The organism is Bacillus sp. JJ1122 (genome assembly GCF_036964885.1).
Taxonomy (GTDB): Bacteria; Bacillota; Bacilli; order Bacillales; family Cytobacillaceae; genus Mesobacillus.
Genome location: NZ_JBALQL010000026.1, coordinates 96,317 through 113,408, shown reverse-complemented (window position 1 = coordinate 113,408; position 17,092 = coordinate 96,317). Strand labels below are relative to the sequence as shown.

Annotated in this window: 16 protein-coding genes and 1 tRNA gene; 13 read left to right on the top strand and 4 right to left on the bottom strand. The window is 37.7% G+C overall.

Features of this window, described 5'->3' with window-relative positions:
* Positions 1 to 372: 372 nt before the first annotated feature.
* Both V7201_RS16090 and V7201_RS16085 read left to right on the top strand, forming a co-directional pair.
* A complete protein-coding gene (locus V7201_RS16090) occupies positions 373 to 846 on the top strand; it encodes a GNAT family N-acetyltransferase (protein WP_335377770.1) in 474 nt (157 codons plus the stop codon).
* Positions 847 to 1,007: 161 nt separating this feature from the next.
* Positions 1,008 to 1,520, top strand: coding sequence for a hypothetical protein (locus V7201_RS16085; protein ID WP_335377769.1), 513 nt, complete (start codon positions 1,008 to 1,010; stop codon positions 1,518 to 1,520).
* A gap of 46 nt (positions 1,521 to 1,566) precedes the next feature.
* On the opposite strand, the gene V7201_RS16080 is transcribed toward V7201_RS16085, so the two are convergent.
* Entirely contained in the window at positions 1,567 to 3,678 is a 2,112-nt protein-coding gene (locus V7201_RS16080; RefSeq protein WP_335377768.1) for a peptidoglycan D,D-transpeptidase FtsI family protein, read from the bottom strand.
* A 106-nt stretch (positions 3,679 to 3,784) separates the two neighbouring features.
* Positions 3,785 to 4,693 carry a VanW family protein gene (locus V7201_RS16075; RefSeq protein WP_335377767.1) on the bottom strand — a complete coding sequence of 303 codons (909 nt, stop codon included), beginning with the start codon at positions 4,691 to 4,693 and terminating at the stop codon, positions 3,785 to 3,787.
* Positions 4,694 to 4,858: 165 nt separating this feature from the next.
* Here V7201_RS16075 and V7201_RS16070 point away from each other — a divergent pair, with 165 nt between their 5' ends.
* From V7201_RS16070 to V7201_RS16020, 11 genes are all read left to right on the top strand, one after another.
* On the top strand, positions 4,859 to 5,359 hold the full coding sequence (locus V7201_RS16070) for a GNAT family N-acetyltransferase (protein WP_335377766.1): 501 nt from the start codon (positions 4,859 to 4,861) through the stop codon (positions 5,357 to 5,359).
* Between the two features lie 830 nt (positions 5,360 to 6,189).
* A complete protein-coding gene (locus V7201_RS16065) occupies positions 6,190 to 6,570 on the top strand; it encodes a GntR family transcriptional regulator (protein WP_335377765.1) in 381 nt (126 codons plus the stop codon).
* Positions 6,571 to 7,470 carry an ABC transporter ATP-binding protein gene (locus tag V7201_RS16060; protein WP_335377764.1) on the top strand — a complete coding sequence of 300 codons (900 nt, stop codon included), beginning with the start codon at positions 6,571 to 6,573 and terminating at the stop codon, positions 7,468 to 7,470. It abuts the gene before it with no gap.
* Positions 7,445 to 9,400, top strand: coding sequence for a DUF6449 domain-containing protein (locus V7201_RS16055; RefSeq protein ID WP_335377763.1), 1,956 nt, complete (start codon positions 7,445 to 7,447; stop codon positions 9,398 to 9,400). The genes V7201_RS16060 and V7201_RS16055 overlap by 26 nt, the downstream gene beginning before the upstream one ends.
* 20 nt (positions 9,401 to 9,420) lie before the next feature.
* Positions 9,421 to 9,942, top strand: coding sequence for an RNA polymerase sigma factor (locus V7201_RS16050; protein WP_335377762.1), 522 nt, complete (start codon positions 9,421 to 9,423; stop codon positions 9,940 to 9,942).
* A 100-nt stretch (positions 9,943 to 10,042) separates the two neighbouring features.
* Positions 10,043 to 10,732, top strand: coding sequence for an ABC transporter ATP-binding protein (locus tag V7201_RS16045; protein WP_335377761.1), 690 nt, complete (start codon positions 10,043 to 10,045; stop codon positions 10,730 to 10,732).
* Positions 10,729 to 12,078 carry an ABC transporter permease gene (locus V7201_RS16040; protein WP_335377760.1) on the top strand — a complete coding sequence of 450 codons (1,350 nt, stop codon included), beginning with the start codon at positions 10,729 to 10,731 and terminating at the stop codon, positions 12,076 to 12,078. Before V7201_RS16045 ends, V7201_RS16040 begins: the two co-directional genes overlap by 4 nt.
* A gap of 181 nt (positions 12,079 to 12,259) precedes the next feature.
* A complete protein-coding gene (locus tag V7201_RS16035; protein ID WP_335377759.1) occupies positions 12,260 to 13,171 on the top strand; it encodes an ABC transporter ATP-binding protein in 912 nt (303 codons plus the stop codon).
* A complete protein-coding gene (locus V7201_RS16030) occupies positions 13,164 to 13,994 on the top strand; it encodes an ABC transporter permease subunit (protein WP_335377758.1) in 831 nt (276 codons plus the stop codon). The genes V7201_RS16035 and V7201_RS16030 overlap by 8 nt, the downstream gene beginning before the upstream one ends.
* Before the next feature lie 76 nt (positions 13,995 to 14,070).
* A complete protein-coding gene (locus V7201_RS16025) occupies positions 14,071 to 14,418 on the top strand; it encodes a hypothetical protein (RefSeq protein WP_335377757.1) in 348 nt (115 codons plus the stop codon).
* Positions 14,419 to 14,531: 113 nt separating this feature from the next.
* Positions 14,532 to 15,896 (top strand): amino acid permease, encoded by a 1,365-nt coding sequence (locus tag V7201_RS16020; RefSeq protein ID WP_335377756.1) that lies wholly within the window; start codon positions 14,532 to 14,534, stop codon positions 15,894 to 15,896.
* A gap of 152 nt (positions 15,897 to 16,048) precedes the next feature.
* On the opposite strand, the gene V7201_RS16015 is transcribed toward V7201_RS16020, so the two are convergent.
* Positions 16,049 to 16,693: a phosphatase PAP2 family protein gene (locus V7201_RS16015; protein ID WP_335377755.1), complete on the bottom strand. Its 645-nt coding sequence runs from the start codon at positions 16,691 to 16,693 to the stop codon at positions 16,049 to 16,051.
* 207 nt (positions 16,694 to 16,900) lie between these two features.
* Positions 16,901 to 16,974, bottom strand: a tRNA-Arg gene (locus V7201_RS16010).
* Positions 16,975 to 17,092: the final 118 nt, after the last annotated feature.

Sequence of the window (17,092 nt, the reverse complement as noted above, 5' to 3'; positions counted from 1 at the left end):
ATCAGCGTCTTTTAGTTCATTGCTTCGTCATCTATAAATGCTTTTTCCTCAATAGCGAAAAAATTAAGTCCGGCGGCGATTGCGAAAGCTCCTCCAAGTAGTACAAATGTAGTCATCATTATGTAATCGCTCCTGTCAAAAATATTTTTTGTTTAGTTATTTATATTGTTCCCAAATTGGAAATCTATTAAACCACTTATTACAAAAAAATGACAAAATAAATTGATACCTAGCTTTTTGTAACAAAGAAGAATTTTCGTATGACTATTTAAAGGATTTAGGTTCTGAAAACAGAATTTTAAAAGGATCGTTTTCAAATCAAAACACCTAACTTCTTAAGTAAATAGTTATTTTAAAATGGAGGAGTTTAACATGGATCATTTAAAAAGCAAAAAAATCGACCGCGAATTAGCATTAGAAATATTAAATTGGAAATATGAGAAACCGTATGAACTTTATAACAATGAAGTCAATGAAGAGTCATTAAATGAATTGCTGGCGAATCCCTATACTGCTGTAATAGGTGAAAATGAATATTTAACAGGTTTTTATTGTTACGGTGAATCTTCCCAGGTGCCTGCCGGGCGACCATCAGGTGTATACAAACTGCCTGCCCTAGACGTGGGTATAGGCATGAACCCTGAGATCACCGGAAAAGGAAAAGGAAAACTCTTTTTTACATTTGTATTGAGCGAATTGCAAAAATTATTTCCTGATAAGAAAATGCGGCTTACTGTAGCGGCTTTTAATGAACGAGCCATAAAATTGTACGAAAATACAGGTTTCATCAAAGAAGGAGAATTCAAAAGTGGTGCAACCGCGTTCATAACTATGGTAAAGAATTAAAAAAGTAATGCGTTATAGCAAGTTGGGACTTTTTTTAAAAAAGCATAACAAATTATTTGAAAATGTTAAATACTCCCTATATAATGAAAAAGCTGTGTGAATTTCCAAGTTGTTTTGATTTTCACATAAGCGATATATATAGAATGAAGGGGAGAACAAAGATGAAAAAGTTTTGGATTTTACTTTCAGCGATCACATTCGCAATCGGGTTGACTGCATGCTCAACAGATAAGGAAAAGGAAGCACAACCTGAAAAGAAGGAAACAGAAGAGGCTGCTAAACCAGCAGCAAACCCTAAGAGCGAAATGTACAAATTCTATATGAGTGTCGTTAATGCAATTAACGAGGCTGATGCTGACCTAAGTGCATACGAAGGAGAAGAAGATCCTAAAGCTCAAGCAGAATTAAAAGCAGCAGCAAGTGCTTCTGCAGCAAAAGTCGCTTCAAATGTTGAAGGCTTGGAAGTACCAGCAGATTTGAAGGATCAGAAAGCGGATCTTGAAGCTGCAATCAAGGATATTGCAGCATCTTATAATGCAAAAGCGGAAGAGCTGAAAAAAGATGCTCCAAACATGGAAGCTGCTGATGCGACATTCGCACAAGGCGAAGAAAAACTTGGCGCTGCATTTGAAAGCGTAGGAATGAATAAGCCTGTATTGTCTAAAGAACTATAATTGAACATTGTAAAAGAAGCTGTGCCATTTTTTGGCACAGCTTCTTTTATTCTGGCATTTCTACTTTATCTTTTTCTTCGGTTACACTACCTGAATCCGGATTCTTCATATTAAAGTAAGTATCCATAACCGCTCTCCCAATCTTCAAATTTGCACGATTGTCTACACTGCCCTGATATGCCCATGGTACCATGACCGCCATGGCAATTTCAGGATTTGTTGAAGGGGCATAGCCGACAAGACTTAAATTCATCGTTTGGACAAGTGGCTCATTTTTTTTGCGCAAAGGGCCGTCATAAAAAGCTTCTGCTGTACCTGTTTTTCCTGCAGGAGAGTAGGGGGCATCACCAAAAAACCGGTAAGCTGTACCACCTGGTTCCTGCATCACTTTTTTAAATCCTATGTGAACACGGTTGAACCATTCTTTCTCCATACCCACTTCATTAAGGACTGCAGGGGGATATGCCATAAAAACAGGCCCAAGGTCGCTGCTATTGGCTGCTGGTTCGCGAATCTCCTTAACTATTCTTGGCTGCATCCGCAAACCGCCGTTGGCAATGGTTGAAATATACTGGGCAAGCTGCATATTGGAATACGTATCATACTGCCCAATCACAAGATCTAGCACTTTTCCAATAGGATAATTGACGCCCTTTGCGCCTGTCTGTTCATTGGGCAGGTCTATTCCAGTACGGATTCCAAGCCCAAATGAAGCGAAAGAGTTACGGATTGTATCCCAAACTTCGGGCTCAAGATTTAGAGGTTTTTTATATTGGTATACTCCTTTGCCGATTCTGATGGCTGTGTGGAACATATATACGTTTGAGGACCTTTTCAGCGCATCAATGTCATTCAGTACACCTAAATAATTATAAGATTTCTTAATTGGTGTACCTGCAATTTCAAGAGCCCGATCATCAAATCTTGTCATTGAATTGATTGCTCCGGTTTTGTACCCGGTCAATACAGTAGCTCCTTTAACAACCGAACCAACGTTGAAAGTGTTCAATATATTACCTAAGGCATCATCTTCAAGGTAATTTTCACCGGTTTCCTGATCTTTTACGATTTTTTTACCCGCCATCGTCAAAATTTCTCCAGTGTGCGGATCCATTAATACAACATAAGCCCTATCTAATAAACTGGTACCTGGTGAACTTTTTGCCGCCCATAATTCCTTCTCGATCACTTTCTCTACAGCAATCTGTAGATCAATATCCAGGCTTAATATTAAATCTTTGCCCCTCAGTCCTCCAGAAACAAGCTCCTTTTCCAGGAGTTGGCCTGCCTTGTCAGTTACGTTGATCACTTTTTCTTTTTTGCCCTGTAACACATCTTCATATTCGAGCTCCAAATAGCTTTTTCCAACTCGGTCATTGCGAGTATAGCCCCTTGACATGTAATAGTCGATTTTGTCAGCTGGAAGTCCTTCATTCGTTGTGGTAACTCTGCCAAGCACTGGTTTAAATGTATCACTATATTTATACTCCCTGTCCCAATCTGTTGTAGCGTTCACTCCTGGAAGCATATTAAGATTTTCATTTACTGCTGCAAATTCCTCGCGGGTTACATCCTCATTCTTAATAACCTGGGGTGTGAATTTGTATCCACTATTCATGATCCTGAAAATAGCCAATACCTCAAGATCCTTGTCCGTTAGATCAGCTAGATGTTTATCTGTAATTCTATCAAGCTGTAATTTATATAGATCTTTGTTTTTAAGTTTTTTATCTTTAAATAAATCCATTTCCTTTTTCGTAATCAGTTTCTGTGCTGCTTCAGGATATTTAATCATCCAGAAGTCCTTTTTATCACGTTCCTGAATTTTATCTGTTTTCTGGTTGATAAGTTTTGCGAGATTCTCTGCCACCATGAGCATATCTTTTTGTGATGTGCCTTCATTTGTATAAGTAATCGCATTAATAGGCTTGTTGTCTACGATCACTTTGAGATTTCTATCAAACATTTTCCCACGTGGAACGGGATTATTGACCGTAACATCTTCTTTTCTTTCGATTTCTCGCTTAAAATCCTCTCCATGGACTATTTGAACGATACCCAGCCTCAGAATCAGCAGTGAAAAAAGAATAAATACAGAAAAGAAAAGGATATTCACCCTGAGTGGGGTTTGATTTTTCTTTTTAGGCAAGCGTCTCACATCCTATGAAAATATATTTCGTTACCAACCATTACCAATAGTCTACATAAAATTTCCATAAGATGTAAAGAAAAAGGAATCCTATTCCAGAAGGATTCCCGTATTTCTAATATGCTTCTTCAGGGATTGGTATTAGACTGCTTATACTAGGTATTTTTCGTTTTTCAATATTAATTTCTTCGGATGAATAAATCATTACTACCATTTTTCCGTGGTAGGACTTTGCTCGTATTAAAATAGGCTGATTATATCTGTTTTTAAAGGTGAAGTCGGGACCATACCAGCTTACGGTTGCATCACGTCCTGGCGGGACATATGGTACTTGTTTAGAATGCGAATAACGCTCAAGGATTTTCATGCCAGATCGATCAGCTGCATTATATAGTGTTGAAGAAACTTGGCAAATGCCTCCGCCGATTCCTTCAGATAGTTCTCCTCTAACTATGATGGGTGCAGGCTGATACCCCCTTGATGCTGTCCTTTTGCCGACCACTTTATTAAAAGAAAATGTTTCTCCTGGAAAGACAACATGGTTGTTTATTGCTTCAGAAGCTAAAGCAATATTATGAGACCGCTCGGTATTTCCGCTATTAAAGTAAGTTATGTAATGCCCAATAAGTCTAGTACGGATATTCGCGATTATTTCACTGTCAACTTTCGGATGAACCGGCAGTGTCGGGACAAGAATCTTTGATGAGTGGGTATCAAAAAAACTGTAAGTGAATTGTTCTTTAAACTTTCTTTGATTTAGCATATATCCGACCTCTTCAGGAATGATTCTTCCGTAATCATCCAAACCAGCATTTACGGGTTGCTTTGTGACTTGTCTGGCAAGCTGATTATTTAATGTTTCCAGCATTGTGTCATTTAATATAGGATAGCCGAACCAAGGTATGGAGAAGTCAGAACGGTGCACTTCAGCTACAGGTTCCCCGTCCCAGTAAATAGAGATTTTATCATCATTTTCAATGTTGCTAGTGGTAAACAACAAGCCAAATATCAGTAAAAATTTCAACTTTTTCACCTCCCAATTTATTATGCATTAGCTGATTGTTTTTAATGTGTTTTAAATCATGGTGGTTTTTTTTGGTAAGGTAAGAGAGAAGGAGATAAAAGCTGTTTGGCGAAAGTTATGGTGAAATCAAGAATATTTTGATCGAACAATGAAAGGATTATAAAAATGAGAATTGCACTATCATTACTTACCAAAGAAGACGCAAGGGACCTATTTGAATTCGAAAAGATCAATAAGGATTTCTTTGAAAAAATGGTACCTCCAAGACCAGATTCTTACTTTGAATTTGAAAGCTTTACTACCATTCTTGATGATTTTTTGAAGGAACAGACTGAAAATAAATCACTGTTTTATTTAATCAAAAATGAACTTGGCAGCATTGTCGGCAGAATGAATTTAGTCGATCTTGACTGGCATTTAAAAAGTGGGGAGGTCGGATATCGTATAGGGGAACACTTCGCAGGAAAGGGGGCAGCCTCCAAGGCCCTAAACTTGATGGTGGAAAAAGCAAACTTATTAGGAATAAAGGAAATCAAGGCAAGGACAACACTAAATAATATAGCCTCCCAGAGAGTATTGGAGAAATGCCATTTTCAGAAGCTTTTTGTTGATGAGAATAAATTTGTTCTTTTTAAAATTAATTGCAAAGAGAACTTTTCTAAGTAAAGTTCCGTTTAAGAGACTGTAGATTAAATCTAAAAGCACTGTGTCTAAATAAAGTTTGTTAGATCAGGGCTTTCACGACCATGCAGAGGGGAGATATCTCGGTAGAGGTCATTATAAAGGTTCTCATGACCATACAGAGTGCCAATATCTCGGTGAATGGTCATTATAAAGGCTCTCATGACCATACAGAGTGCCAATATCTCGGTGAATGGTCATTATAAGGGCTCTCATGACCATTTAGAGCAACAATATTCCGTTGAATGGTCATTATAAGGGCTCTTATGACCATACAGTGGGACAATATTCCGTTGAATGGTCATTATAAGGGCTCTTATGACCATACAGAGGGATAATATCTCGTTAATTGGTCATTATAAGGGCTTTCACAACCATGTGGAGCGGCAATATTCCGTTGAATGGTCATTATAATGACTTTCATGACCATACAGCTACAATATTTCATTGGAAGTTATTTACTATGAAGCTCATGACTTCTCATGGGGTAACTCTTTCAACGAATGTTCATAAGTACTGTACTTTTGTCGACAAACAAACTCAGCACTCCAGTCTACTGGAGTGCTGTTTTCTTGCCGTTAAATAATATTGATGACTTACACCTGCTCACAGCAAATCCTAAACGGCCGCATCTACTTTCATTGAGGAAGGAACAAAGTTTACGAAAAGAGTCCAATATTTAAATCCCAATGAAAATATCTTAATTTTTCTTAAGAAATTATTAAGAAAATACCTTCTTTCTTTTTGGAAGAGGTTGGCATATAATTAAACTGTATTAACAATAATAGTACACTTAGTACAGATTGGGGGTCATTATGTTTGAGCTTGACCTGAGAAGCCGAAAGCCGATATACGAGCAGCTTTTTGACAAAATGAAAGAGCTGATCATAAATGAAGTGCTCAAACCTGATGAACAATTGCCATCCGTCCGCCAGCTGGCTCAACAGCTGACGATTAATCCGAATACAATACAAAAAGCATACAGGGAACTGGAGCTACAAGGGTTTATTTATTCACAAAAGGGCAAGGGGAGCTTTGTGAATCCGATAGACCTGGGAAGGGACGCCGATAAAATTATGCAAGTAAAGCTGGAACTTGAAAAGCTGTTGCTGGAAGCCCTTTACCTTGGGGTCCCTGCAGATGAGCTTCATACTTTAATTAATGAATTAGACGCTTCAAAAGGGGGAGGCGAGTAAATGATCCAAATGATAAACGTTCATAAAACATTTGAAAAACATACAGCTGTTAAAGATGTAAATTTAACGGTTGAAAAAGGGTCGATTTATGGGTTGATTGGTTCCAATGGGGCAGGAAAGACGACCATTATCAAATTGCTCGCTGGGATTTATAAGCAGGATTGCGGAGAGGTAATCCTTGATGGAAAAGTAATTTATGAAAATGAAGCATTGAAGGAAAAAATAGTATATATCTCCGACCAGCCATACTTCTTTCCGCAATATACGGTCAAACAAATGGCACAGTTTTATAAAAGCATTTACCCATCCTGGAATGAAACTCGATTTCATAAATTAGCAGAAGTGTTCGAGTTTAGCATGACTAAAAAAATCCAGACTTTTTCTAAAGGGATACAGCGTCAGGCTGCATTTTGGCTTGCATTATCGACCATGCCAGAAATTTTGATCCTTGATGAACCTATGGATGGACTTGATCCAGTCGCAAGGAAAAAAGTGAAGAACCTGCTGATCCAGGATGTAGCGGACAGGGAAATGACCATTCTGATCTCATCTCATAATTTGAGGGAAATTGAAGATATTTGTGATCATATTGGAATTTTACATAACGGCACACTCTTGCTTGAAAAGGATCTTGATGATCTTAAATCGGACATTCACAAGGTTCAAATAGCATATAAAGGGGAAACTCCTGTGCAGCTTCACGAAGAGTTAAGGATGCTGCATTGCAATAAAAGGGGGAGCGTTACTTTATGCATCATAAGAGGGCAAGAAGAAGAAATTGAAAAAGTCATCCGTAAAACACAGCCAGTCATCTTCGATATGCTCCCATTGACCCTAGAAGAAATATTCATTTATGAAATGGGGGACATTGGTTATGCCATCAAGAACATCGTTGTTTAATAAAGAGATGATTCTTCAGGTAAGCAGAAGTGTAGGCTGGATATCCGCCATTTATTTTCTCGGCCTCTTTTTTGCCTTACCCCTCAAAATCATGATGGAATACACCGGTGATCATCAACGGTATTTATCTCCGGTAAGAAGCTTATTCAATTTTGAATTCGGCATTCAATTAATGATGTTTCTGTCAGTTCCAGTGATTCTTGCCGTATTTCTTTACAGGTTCCTTCATGTAAAGCAGGCAGCTGATTTAATGCACAGTCTTCCGATAAAACGCGAGAAAATTTATCACTTCTATACATTGATGGGATTTGCCTTTTTGATCGCTCCCGTATTACTAATTGCATTTTTAACATTAATTGTACACAGTCTGTATGACCTGAATATTTATTTCCAGCTGGCCGATATATTGTCATGGACGGGAGCCGTCATTCTTTTTAACACCATTTTCTATATGGCTGGCGTTTTCGTAGCAATGGTAACAGGAATTTCTGCGGTCCAGGGTGTCTTAACTTATATTCTGCTTCTTTTCCCTGCAGGATTTTCACTCTTAGTAGTCTACAATCTGGGAATGATGCTTTACGGCTTTCCAAGTGATTACATCCAGACGCGAAATATCGAAAACTTCACACCCATCACACATCTGGCAAGGATGGAATCACACAACCTTTCTGTTAAAGCAATTTTGCTTTATACAGTCATTTTAATCATTTTTTATATAATCTCACTATTCATCTATAAAAAAAGAAATATAGAATCAGCTTCTGAAGCAATCTCCTTTAAAAGTTTAAAGGTAATCTTTAAATATGGAGTGGCGTTTTGCTCTATGCTCCTTGGCGGAATGTATTTCGAAGCGATGCAAAACCAATTCGGCTGGATGTTGTTCGGATATGCTTTAGGCGGCACAATTGGATACTTCGCTGCTGAAATGGTACTGCAAAAATCGTGGAGGGTTTTTGGAAGCGTTCGCGGACTTGCCATTTTCGCAGCTGTCATGGTGGCTTTCGTCCTGGTCATCCAATCTCTTGCACCATATGAGAAACGCATTCCATCCTTAAATGAAATACAAAATGTTACACTTTCTGACGCTGTTTATTACTACTCTGACGAGGAATTCGTCCCTAAACCCTTAAAACAAAAAGTGAACATACAGGCAGTCAGGAAACTTCATGCTGAAATAATTCAAAATGAGAAGACTAACGAAGTCGATATGAGATCAAACGAGGTTGTCCTGTTTAACTATAAATTAAAAAATGGAAGCAAGATCGTGCGTCAATACAGCATCGACAGACTGGATTACGAAGCCGAGCTAAGGAAAATCAATGAATCCCTTGAATATAAACACGCAACAGACCCAATTTTCAAGGTTCATAGTAATGATGTCAAATCAATCAGAATCATAGAAAACAGTCAAGATAACAGCTTAAATATAACAGATCCATATGAATTGACAGAAGCTCTTGAAATCCTGAAAAAGGAAGTCGAAAACGACCCTTATGAACCTGATTATTACTCGCGCGGGAATCGCTCAACCATAGAAATAAAAATTGGTTTCAATGACTATATTCATACAGATCTAAAACAATCCTATTCTAGTTTTATTAACTGGCTTAAGAAAAAAGACATGCTTGACCAGGCCATGGTCACTGCGGATGATCTGGATTACATCGTTGTCACCAATGAAGTCATCCAGCAAGAGGAACTGAAAGAATACCCTGAGCCGGAAATTTTAGAAAAAATCATATCCAATAATCATGCATTTAAAATAACCGAACACGATCAACTTCAGTCTGCCATCGAGAATGCGGGCTATGGATGGTTCAATGAAGAACCATATACTGCAGTCTTTGTATACAAAAACGGAAATTATAAAGAAATTCGCAGCTTTAGTGAAAAATACGTTCCTGATTTTATCAGGAAGCACTTTAAGTAGCACGGTAAGGGGGATGAAAAATGGCTTACATTGACTTTGACGAGCTGTATAGAAAACATGAGAAAAAGCTGCGTCAAATCGCTTTCAGGATAACAAAAGATAGTCACCTGGCTGAGGATGTAGTGCAGGAGACCTTTATAAAAGCTTTCAAAAAAATGGAAACAATTGTAGAGACAGATAAAATTGGCGCCTGGCTTGCCGCAATTGCCGGTCGTACGGCCATTGATTATTTACGGGCCGAAAAGCGAAGAAAATGGCTCCCTTCTGACCAATCATTAATGGAGCAAATTTTTAGCGACCAGGATATCAACCCTTCCATCGAAAAAGAAGTTGAAATCATCCTTTTTAAGGAGGATATTCAGCATTTGCTTTACAAGTTAAGTAATGAATATCAAGAAGTTCTTGTCCTAAGAGTTCAATATGGCTTAAAAGAGGAAGAGATCGCTTCCCATTTGAATTTAAAATCCGGGACTGTAAAGACAAGGCTTCATCGTGCCAGAAAACAGCTAAGAAAAGTCATGACAGAAAAATATCCTGCCTAACATCCTTAGGCGATTTCTAAAGAGATCGCCTATTTTTTTTGGATAGTAACCGGAAATTATTTATAAAAATTCAATTTATTAACATAAAAAGGGGTGCCATATGATTTCGATCAAAAATTTAAGTCACGACTTTGAAATCGGGAAGAGAGGAAACAAGACAATCATACCTGTCCTAAGGGATGTTACCTTCGAAGTAGGGAAAGGTGAAATCGTTACGATCGTAGGCCGCAGCGGCTCTGGAAAGTCCACGCTGCTTAATTTGGTCAGTGGTTTTATTAGGGCAAAAGATGGAGAAATCATCATTGATGGAATGGCAGCATCCTCAATGAATGAGTCAAAATTCGCCGACTTCAGAATTGAGAAACTTGGCTTCATTTTTCAAAGCTTTCAGCTCATTCCGAGCATGACGGCTTACCAAAATATAGAATTGCCTCTTGTTTTAAAAGGCATAAATGAAAATGAGCGAAAGAGTCGGACCGACGAAATGCTGAAAATGGTTGGATTGTCAGATTACAAGGATCATTACCCAGGAGAACTATCAGGTGGTCAACAACAGAGGGTGAGCATTGCGCGAGCACTGGTCGTAAATCCGCCAATCATTTTGGCAGATGAACCTACTGGAAGCCTTGATTCAGAGACAGAAGAGGATTTACTGGAATTCATCATCAAACTGAACGAAGATTTGGGCATCACTTTTTTAATCATCACTCATGATGAAAAGGTCGCAAGGATTGGGCACCGCACCATCGAATTAAGAGATGGACGTGTTTTAGAGGAGGCATTGGTATGAAGCTGAAGGATCAATTTCAATTCGTACAGCAAAATATGAAAAAGAACAAGACTCGGCTTTTTATGACGATCCTGGCTACTGCCATGAGTGTTACTTTTTTAATTGTGCTTGCATCCGTCGGATTCGGATTACATAAATCAATTGTGAAGGAAACGATGGAACGCAGAATCGTTACCGAAATAGAAGTGCATGGAAAACAGGAAGAAAGCGGAGAATATCGTCAGCTGACGAACAAAGATGTAAATGCCTTTGAGAAAATCGAAGATGTTAAGGCAGTTATCAGGCAAAAAAGGTTAGCTCAGACTCCAATGTACGAGATCGGACAGCATCAAACTTCTGCAGAGACCGTCGTAGCCCATATGCCCTCCGAAACAAAAGCCGGGCTTGAGCTTTCAGATGGCAAGCTGCCAGTGGCTGAAAATGAAGTAATTGTTGGATATCATTTTGTTCAAAGTTTAGTTCCTAAAGATGCAGATCCAGAAAATCTTTATGATGAAAAAGGAGAAGTGAAAAATGAATCCCGTTATAAAGAAAGTCTAGTAGGAAAAGAAATTACTTTGAATGTTGTCAAACTTGAGGGAGATAAGGAAGTACAGAAACAACTAAAGGTTATTGTAACAGGGATTCGTAAAAAGCCAACAAAGGAATGGATGTACGATAATAGCGTTTTCGTATCAGAAGGAATCCTGACACAAATTGAAAATTTCACCGGCACACCTCGTGGAATGATGAAAGATCCAAATAACCCCGATATGAAAGTCCCTGAAATTCAGAATGATCAGTATGATTTGGTCAAAGTGTATGCAAAAGATCTTGAGTCAGTTAAAGGAATTTCTGATACATTAGAGGGCGACAATTATGGAGTATACTCCGTTGTAAATGAATTGAAAGAAGTAAATATCATGTTCACGATTGTCAAGACAGGTCTTATTTTTATCGGCACAATAGCTGTCCTGATCGCTTCCATTGGCATCTATAACACAATGACTATGGCTGTTACTGAAAGGGCTCCCGACATTGGAATCATGAAAGCTATTGGGGCAAACCCAAAAACAATAAAGAAGATTTTCTTGCTCGAAAGCAGCTATATCGGCTTAGCAGGAGCAGCGATTGGTACAGTGGTTGCCTATATCATTAGTTTTGTTGTCAATTTCGCACTTCCAATGATTATTGAGCAGGCATTCGGTGAGAAGCCGCCAGAGGGACTAATGTTCAGTTATATACCTTTATCACTTCCTATCATAAGTTTTATCATCTGCTATATAGTGACCATCCTTTCCGGATTACGTCCAGCACTGCGTGCAACAAAAGTAGATGTATTACAAGCAATGAGAAGAGAACTTTAACTAATAAGAACCAGCAAAAGCTGGTTCTTCTTTTATTTTCCTCAAAAGTAAAATTTTATTTAAATTTATTTTCTTAATTGCTAAAATCAAATAAGCTCTCAATCTATAATTTTATAAAAATTGAACGAAAATCAGATTAGTACGTCTTATATTTAACAGCATTTTTAATGGAGGTAAGTGAATGGCAGGTAATATGATAGAACTTGATTCTGTATCAAAAAAGTTCGCAGAACAAACAGTCCTCAAAGATGTAAACATGAAGGTTAGAGAAGGTGAAATTGTCGGGTTATTAGGACCTAATGGATCTGGAAAAACCACGATGATCCGGTTGATGAATGGAGTCATCACGCCTACTAGCGGCCGTCTTTCCATTTGCAGCATGGATCCTCTAATAAATGGTGATGGAATTCGAAAGATCAGCGGGATCCTCACTGAAAACGCAGGCTTATATCATGAAATGTCTGGTATTGATAACCTGACATTCTTTGCTAAGCTTTATGGTCATTATGATAAAAAACAAATTGAAAACCTGCTGGAGGAGTTCGAGCTTTCTGATCATCAGCATAAGAAGGTTGGTACTTACAGTACAGGAATGAGGCGAAGACTTGGAATTATCAAGGCTATTTTGCATCATCCTAAAATTCTGTTTCTTGATGAGCCAACAAATGGATTAGATCCGGAAGGAATTAAGCTGGTCCTGCAATTTATAAAAGAGCTGAACGAGAAACAAGGAACGACGATCTTTCTTTGTTCGCATATTTTGCATCAGCTTGAAAACGTGTGCCAGCAATATTTATTCCTGAATGAAGGGCAAATCATTGAGTCAGGGAGTTTACTTGATTTACAAACACGGCATGTAAGTCAGATCCTTTTAAAAGTTGTAACAAATCTTCATCCTGTTGAAAATCAATATGGCGGCCATCCTTTCACAAAGGTGGGCGTGAATACCCTGCAATTCATCTTACCCTCGAAGGAATCGATTTCTCCTCTCCTGGAAAAAATCATTCGAAATGCATGGGTGCACCATGTCGAAATTGAAAATAACGATTTGGAATCGATATACTTCAGGATTCGAGGTGAAAAAAATGAATAAACGCTTGATTTGGCTTATAGCTTCAAAAGATATTAAAGCAATTACAAGCTCAGTTCAGGTCTGGCTAGGGTTAATTTTACTTCCTGTTATCTTTTCAGTCATCCTTCCATTAGCTTTTATTTTAGTTATTAAATATCTTCCTCTGACATCACCTGAGTTCACAGATATGGTCGATAATGTACTGAAAGGCCTCCAGGATACAAAAGCGGGAGAATTCATCAGCAGCTTGCCTAGCATGAAGCACCAAATCATCTTTGTGGTCATCAATTATATGTTCGGCTCCATCTTTTTGCTGATTCCAACTCTAAATGCAATGATGATTGCCTTGCATAGCTTTGTCGGTGAAAAGGAAAGAAGAACGATGGAAACCCTGCTATTTTCACCGATCACGGTAAAGGATTTATTTTTAGGGAAAGTACTATCGGCATTTATTCCGGCCATTGGAATAACTTTAATAAGCTTCGTTTTATTTGGAATGATCACAATTAGTCTTACTTACAACATGTTTGGCTTTCTGATTTTCCCGAACGCAAACTGGCTTATTTTGATTCTATGGATTGTACCTATGATTACAATCATGACGATTCTAGTAAATGTCTTTGTATCCGCAAGAGCGAAAGGCTTTCAGGAAGCCCAGCAGATGGGCGGACTTTTGATCCTTCCGATCATGGGCCTATTTGTTGGCCAGGCAACAGGGTTCTTAGTCATGAATCCGGTGGTTCTGTCATTAATTGGATTGATCCTTTTTATTATTAATCTTGTTCTGTTAAAAATAATGACTAAGTACAACGATCGCAATAGGTTATTCGAGCAGCAGATTTAAATGGATTCTGATTATGAATAGATTGTCATCCATTTGAAAATCCTAATCCTATCTATGATTTTCAGGGGGATGGGCTATGTCTGTTATTGTCATTCAAACATTTGAAATCAAGCAGGAAAATTTTCCTGCTGCAATTAAAAATTTACGGATGATTCAAAGCTTCCGAAATGAACAGTATGATCATCGGATTGAATTGTTATCGCCGATTTCAGGTGAAGATCATACATATGCACTAATTGCAACTTATGAAGGATTAGCAGAAATGGAATTGCAAAATAAAAAGATGTTTGAGGATGAAGAATATAAAAAGTTGATTGGCGAATTTTTCCTGGAAAATATCGTACAGGGAAGCATGTACACTCAAATGTATAGTACCATGACAGGCCTTAAAAATGATTCTGAATCCGAAAAAAGCAAAAAATAAATTTTTCAAAGCCGATTCGTTACGAACCGGCTTTTTTATCATTAGCCCATAATCGTTAATTTGTACATAAATAAACTTCATTACTCGAATGATAATATGTGTTGAAGGAGGTAATGGGCTTGGATTTCTTTTTCCCATCAAGCAACTCTTGCAAAGGGTCTGCTCCTAAAGAAGGGGATTTAAAATGGTGGCAGCTTTCATTGATTGGAGTTGGATGTACGATAGGTACTGGTTTTTTTCTCGGATCCGCCATCGGGATCAAAATTACTGGACCATCTATCGTTATTTCATTTATTTTGGCAGCAATCGGAACTTATATTGTCTACAATTTATTAGCTAAAATGACTGCTGAGGACCCGCAAGAAGGTTCATTTTGCTATTACGCCAATAAAGCTTACGGAAAATGGGCTGGCTTCAGCTGTGGATGGAATTATTGGAGCTCAAATATCCTTATAATGGGCAGCCAGTTAACAGCACTTTCGATATTGGCTCAATTTTGGTTTCCTAAAGTACCTTTATGGATATTTGCGTCGGGTTTTGCGATATTGTCCATAGGAGTAGTGCTAACCGGAAATAAGGGCTTTGATAAGGTAGAGGATTTTCTTGCAATTGTTAAAACAGCAGTTATCATCATGTTTATTATCATTGCCATTGCGGCGCTCATGGGCTGGTTTAATTTAGAATCGAAAGAGCTGATCATTCCAAAATCAACTAACAAATTATTTATTGATGGCTATAAAGGGTTTTGGTCATCATTGATTTATGCATTCTACGCTTACGGAGGAATAGAAGTAATTGGACTAATGGCGACAAGACTAAAAAAGAAGGAAGATGCTCCAAAAGCAGGGATCATCATGCTTATTTTATTAATGATCATATATGTTCTTGCTCTTGGACTTGCGGTGATCATGGCTTCACATGGTGCATTCAATGAAAAAGAAAGCCCCTTTGTTACAGCCCTTGATCAATATCACCTTAGCTTCTTCCCACATGTTTTTAATGCAGCCATTATCATTGCTGGTTTTTCAACAATGACTGCTTCTCTATTCGGAGTGACCACATTACTCGTCACACTTGCGAAAGATGGAGACGCACCAAATTTTTTTTCAAAGAAAATCGAAATGTGGAAGCAATTGCCTTTGCCTTCACTATTGCTTGCGGTTGTTGGATTAATCGCGTCCATTGTAACTGCCCTGCTGCTTCCAGGGAAAATTTATGAGTATATAACGACTGCAGCAGGAATCCTGATTTTATACAATTGGGCATTTATTATTCTTTCCGCTCTAAAAATATTGGAAATGAAAGTATGGGGTAAATTCACTTCATTCTTAGGCATTCTATTAATTCTAGCCGCTGTAAGTGGAACGCTAATGGAAAAAAACATCCGGATGGGTTTCTTTGTCAGTTTATTTGTGGTTGTTCTGATCGGTATAATTTCATTTGTTTTACAAAAAAAGATATGGACTAAAGAAAGTTAAGCATCTTATATTTCTAGGTCGCAATTATCTGCAATAAGGTGAAGGTGAGGGAGATTATTATCCATACGGTACAATACAAGGTTCTCCAGTAATAATTGACCTCTTAAAAAAGCAACAAAAAGGACCATCAATATCTGATGGCCCTTCTTTCGCTATTCTTTTAAATAAACTGTATTGGATTTCTCTGCAACTTTCAGTTCATAAAGTTCAAAAACAATTCCATAAATGAATGATGTTAAAAACATCGATCCAAACATGTCGAGAATATAATGCTGTTTTACAAAAAGAGTTGAAATGATAATCAATGAACCAATCACTGGTACAAAAACAGAGTGAAACAAGTGCTTATTCCGAATGTTAATATTGCCGAGAAGGATAGCGAATGTCGTTAGAACATGGATGCTTGGAAATGCATTATAAGGCTGGTCATGACTATAAATCATTCGAACGAGATTCGTTAAAAGGCCATCTCCGGACACATCTGGACGAGGAACTGTTGTTTGAAAATAAAAGTAAATCACAAAGCAAACCAATTCACCAATTACAATTACACTCAAAGTCTTGAGATAAACACTGATATCTTTATACCAAAAATAAATCAGGTAACCTAAAATAAAAGCGTACCAAATAATATAAGGCAGTATGAACACAGGTATAAAAGGAATCATAGTATCAATGTGTGTAGAAAGGACGACTGGATCACGAGGATTTGCATTTAAAAGTTTATATATGAATCCTAATGCTGGCATCACCAGCAAAAATAATAAATATGGAGTATCCTTCATTTTTGCTCTCATAAAATTTCCCCTTTAACTCAATTGGTCATGGTCTATAAATACCACAAACTATCAATCTTAATCCAAAAGAAGATATATAACACTTTTCTGTAATATTAAATGTGAGCGATTATGCTATAACACCTATATAGACGACAAACGATACACTTTAGTTCCATTTCCTCAAAAAATAAAGCCTTTCTCAAAAAGAGAAAGGCTTTATTTAAGTGTCCCAGAGAGGATTCGAACCTCCGACCTACAGTTTAGGAAACTGTTGCTCTATCCTACTGAGCTACTGAGACCAGATATAATTTTGGCGACTCAATTATTATATGATGAAATGAATAATATTTCAAGATGATTTTTAATGGAAAATAAAAAAACATTCAAGAAGAGTTCATTTCTCCTTCTTGAATGTTT

Coding starts and splice junctions, on each gene's coding strand:
- V7201_RS16040 (WP_335377760.1), top strand. CDS start 10,729: ATGAAGCTGAAGGATCAATTTCAATTCGTACAGCAAAATATGAAAAAG.
- V7201_RS16035 (WP_335377759.1), top strand. CDS start 12,260: ATGGCAGGTAATATGATAGAACTTGATTCTGTATCAAAAAAGTTCGCA.
- V7201_RS16070 (WP_335377766.1), top strand. CDS start 4,859: ATGAGAATTGCACTATCATTACTTACCAAAGAAGACGCAAGGGACCTA.
- V7201_RS16090 (WP_335377770.1), top strand. CDS start 373: ATGGATCATTTAAAAAGCAAAAAAATCGACCGCGAATTAGCATTAGAA.
- V7201_RS16025 (WP_335377757.1), top strand. CDS start 14,071: ATGTCTGTTATTGTCATTCAAACATTTGAAATCAAGCAGGAAAATTTT.
- V7201_RS16030 (WP_335377758.1), top strand. CDS start 13,164: ATGAATAAACGCTTGATTTGGCTTATAGCTTCAAAAGATATTAAAGCA.
- V7201_RS16045 (WP_335377761.1), top strand. CDS start 10,043: ATGATTTCGATCAAAAATTTAAGTCACGACTTTGAAATCGGGAAGAGA.
- V7201_RS16015 (WP_335377755.1), bottom strand. CDS start 16,693: ATGAGAGCAAAAATGAAGGATACTCCATATTTATTATTTTTGCTGGTG.
- V7201_RS16020 (WP_335377756.1), top strand. CDS start 14,532: ATGGGCTTGGATTTCTTTTTCCCATCAAGCAACTCTTGCAAAGGGTCT.
- V7201_RS16085 (WP_335377769.1), top strand. CDS start 1,008: ATGAAAAAGTTTTGGATTTTACTTTCAGCGATCACATTCGCAATCGGG.
- V7201_RS16065 (WP_335377765.1), top strand. CDS start 6,190: ATGTTTGAGCTTGACCTGAGAAGCCGAAAGCCGATATACGAGCAGCTT.
- V7201_RS16055 (WP_335377763.1), top strand. CDS start 7,445: ATGCCATCAAGAACATCGTTGTTTAATAAAGAGATGATTCTTCAGGTA.
- V7201_RS16050 (WP_335377762.1), top strand. CDS start 9,421: ATGGCTTACATTGACTTTGACGAGCTGTATAGAAAACATGAGAAAAAG.
- V7201_RS16060 (WP_335377764.1), top strand. CDS start 6,571: ATGATCCAAATGATAAACGTTCATAAAACATTTGAAAAACATACAGCT.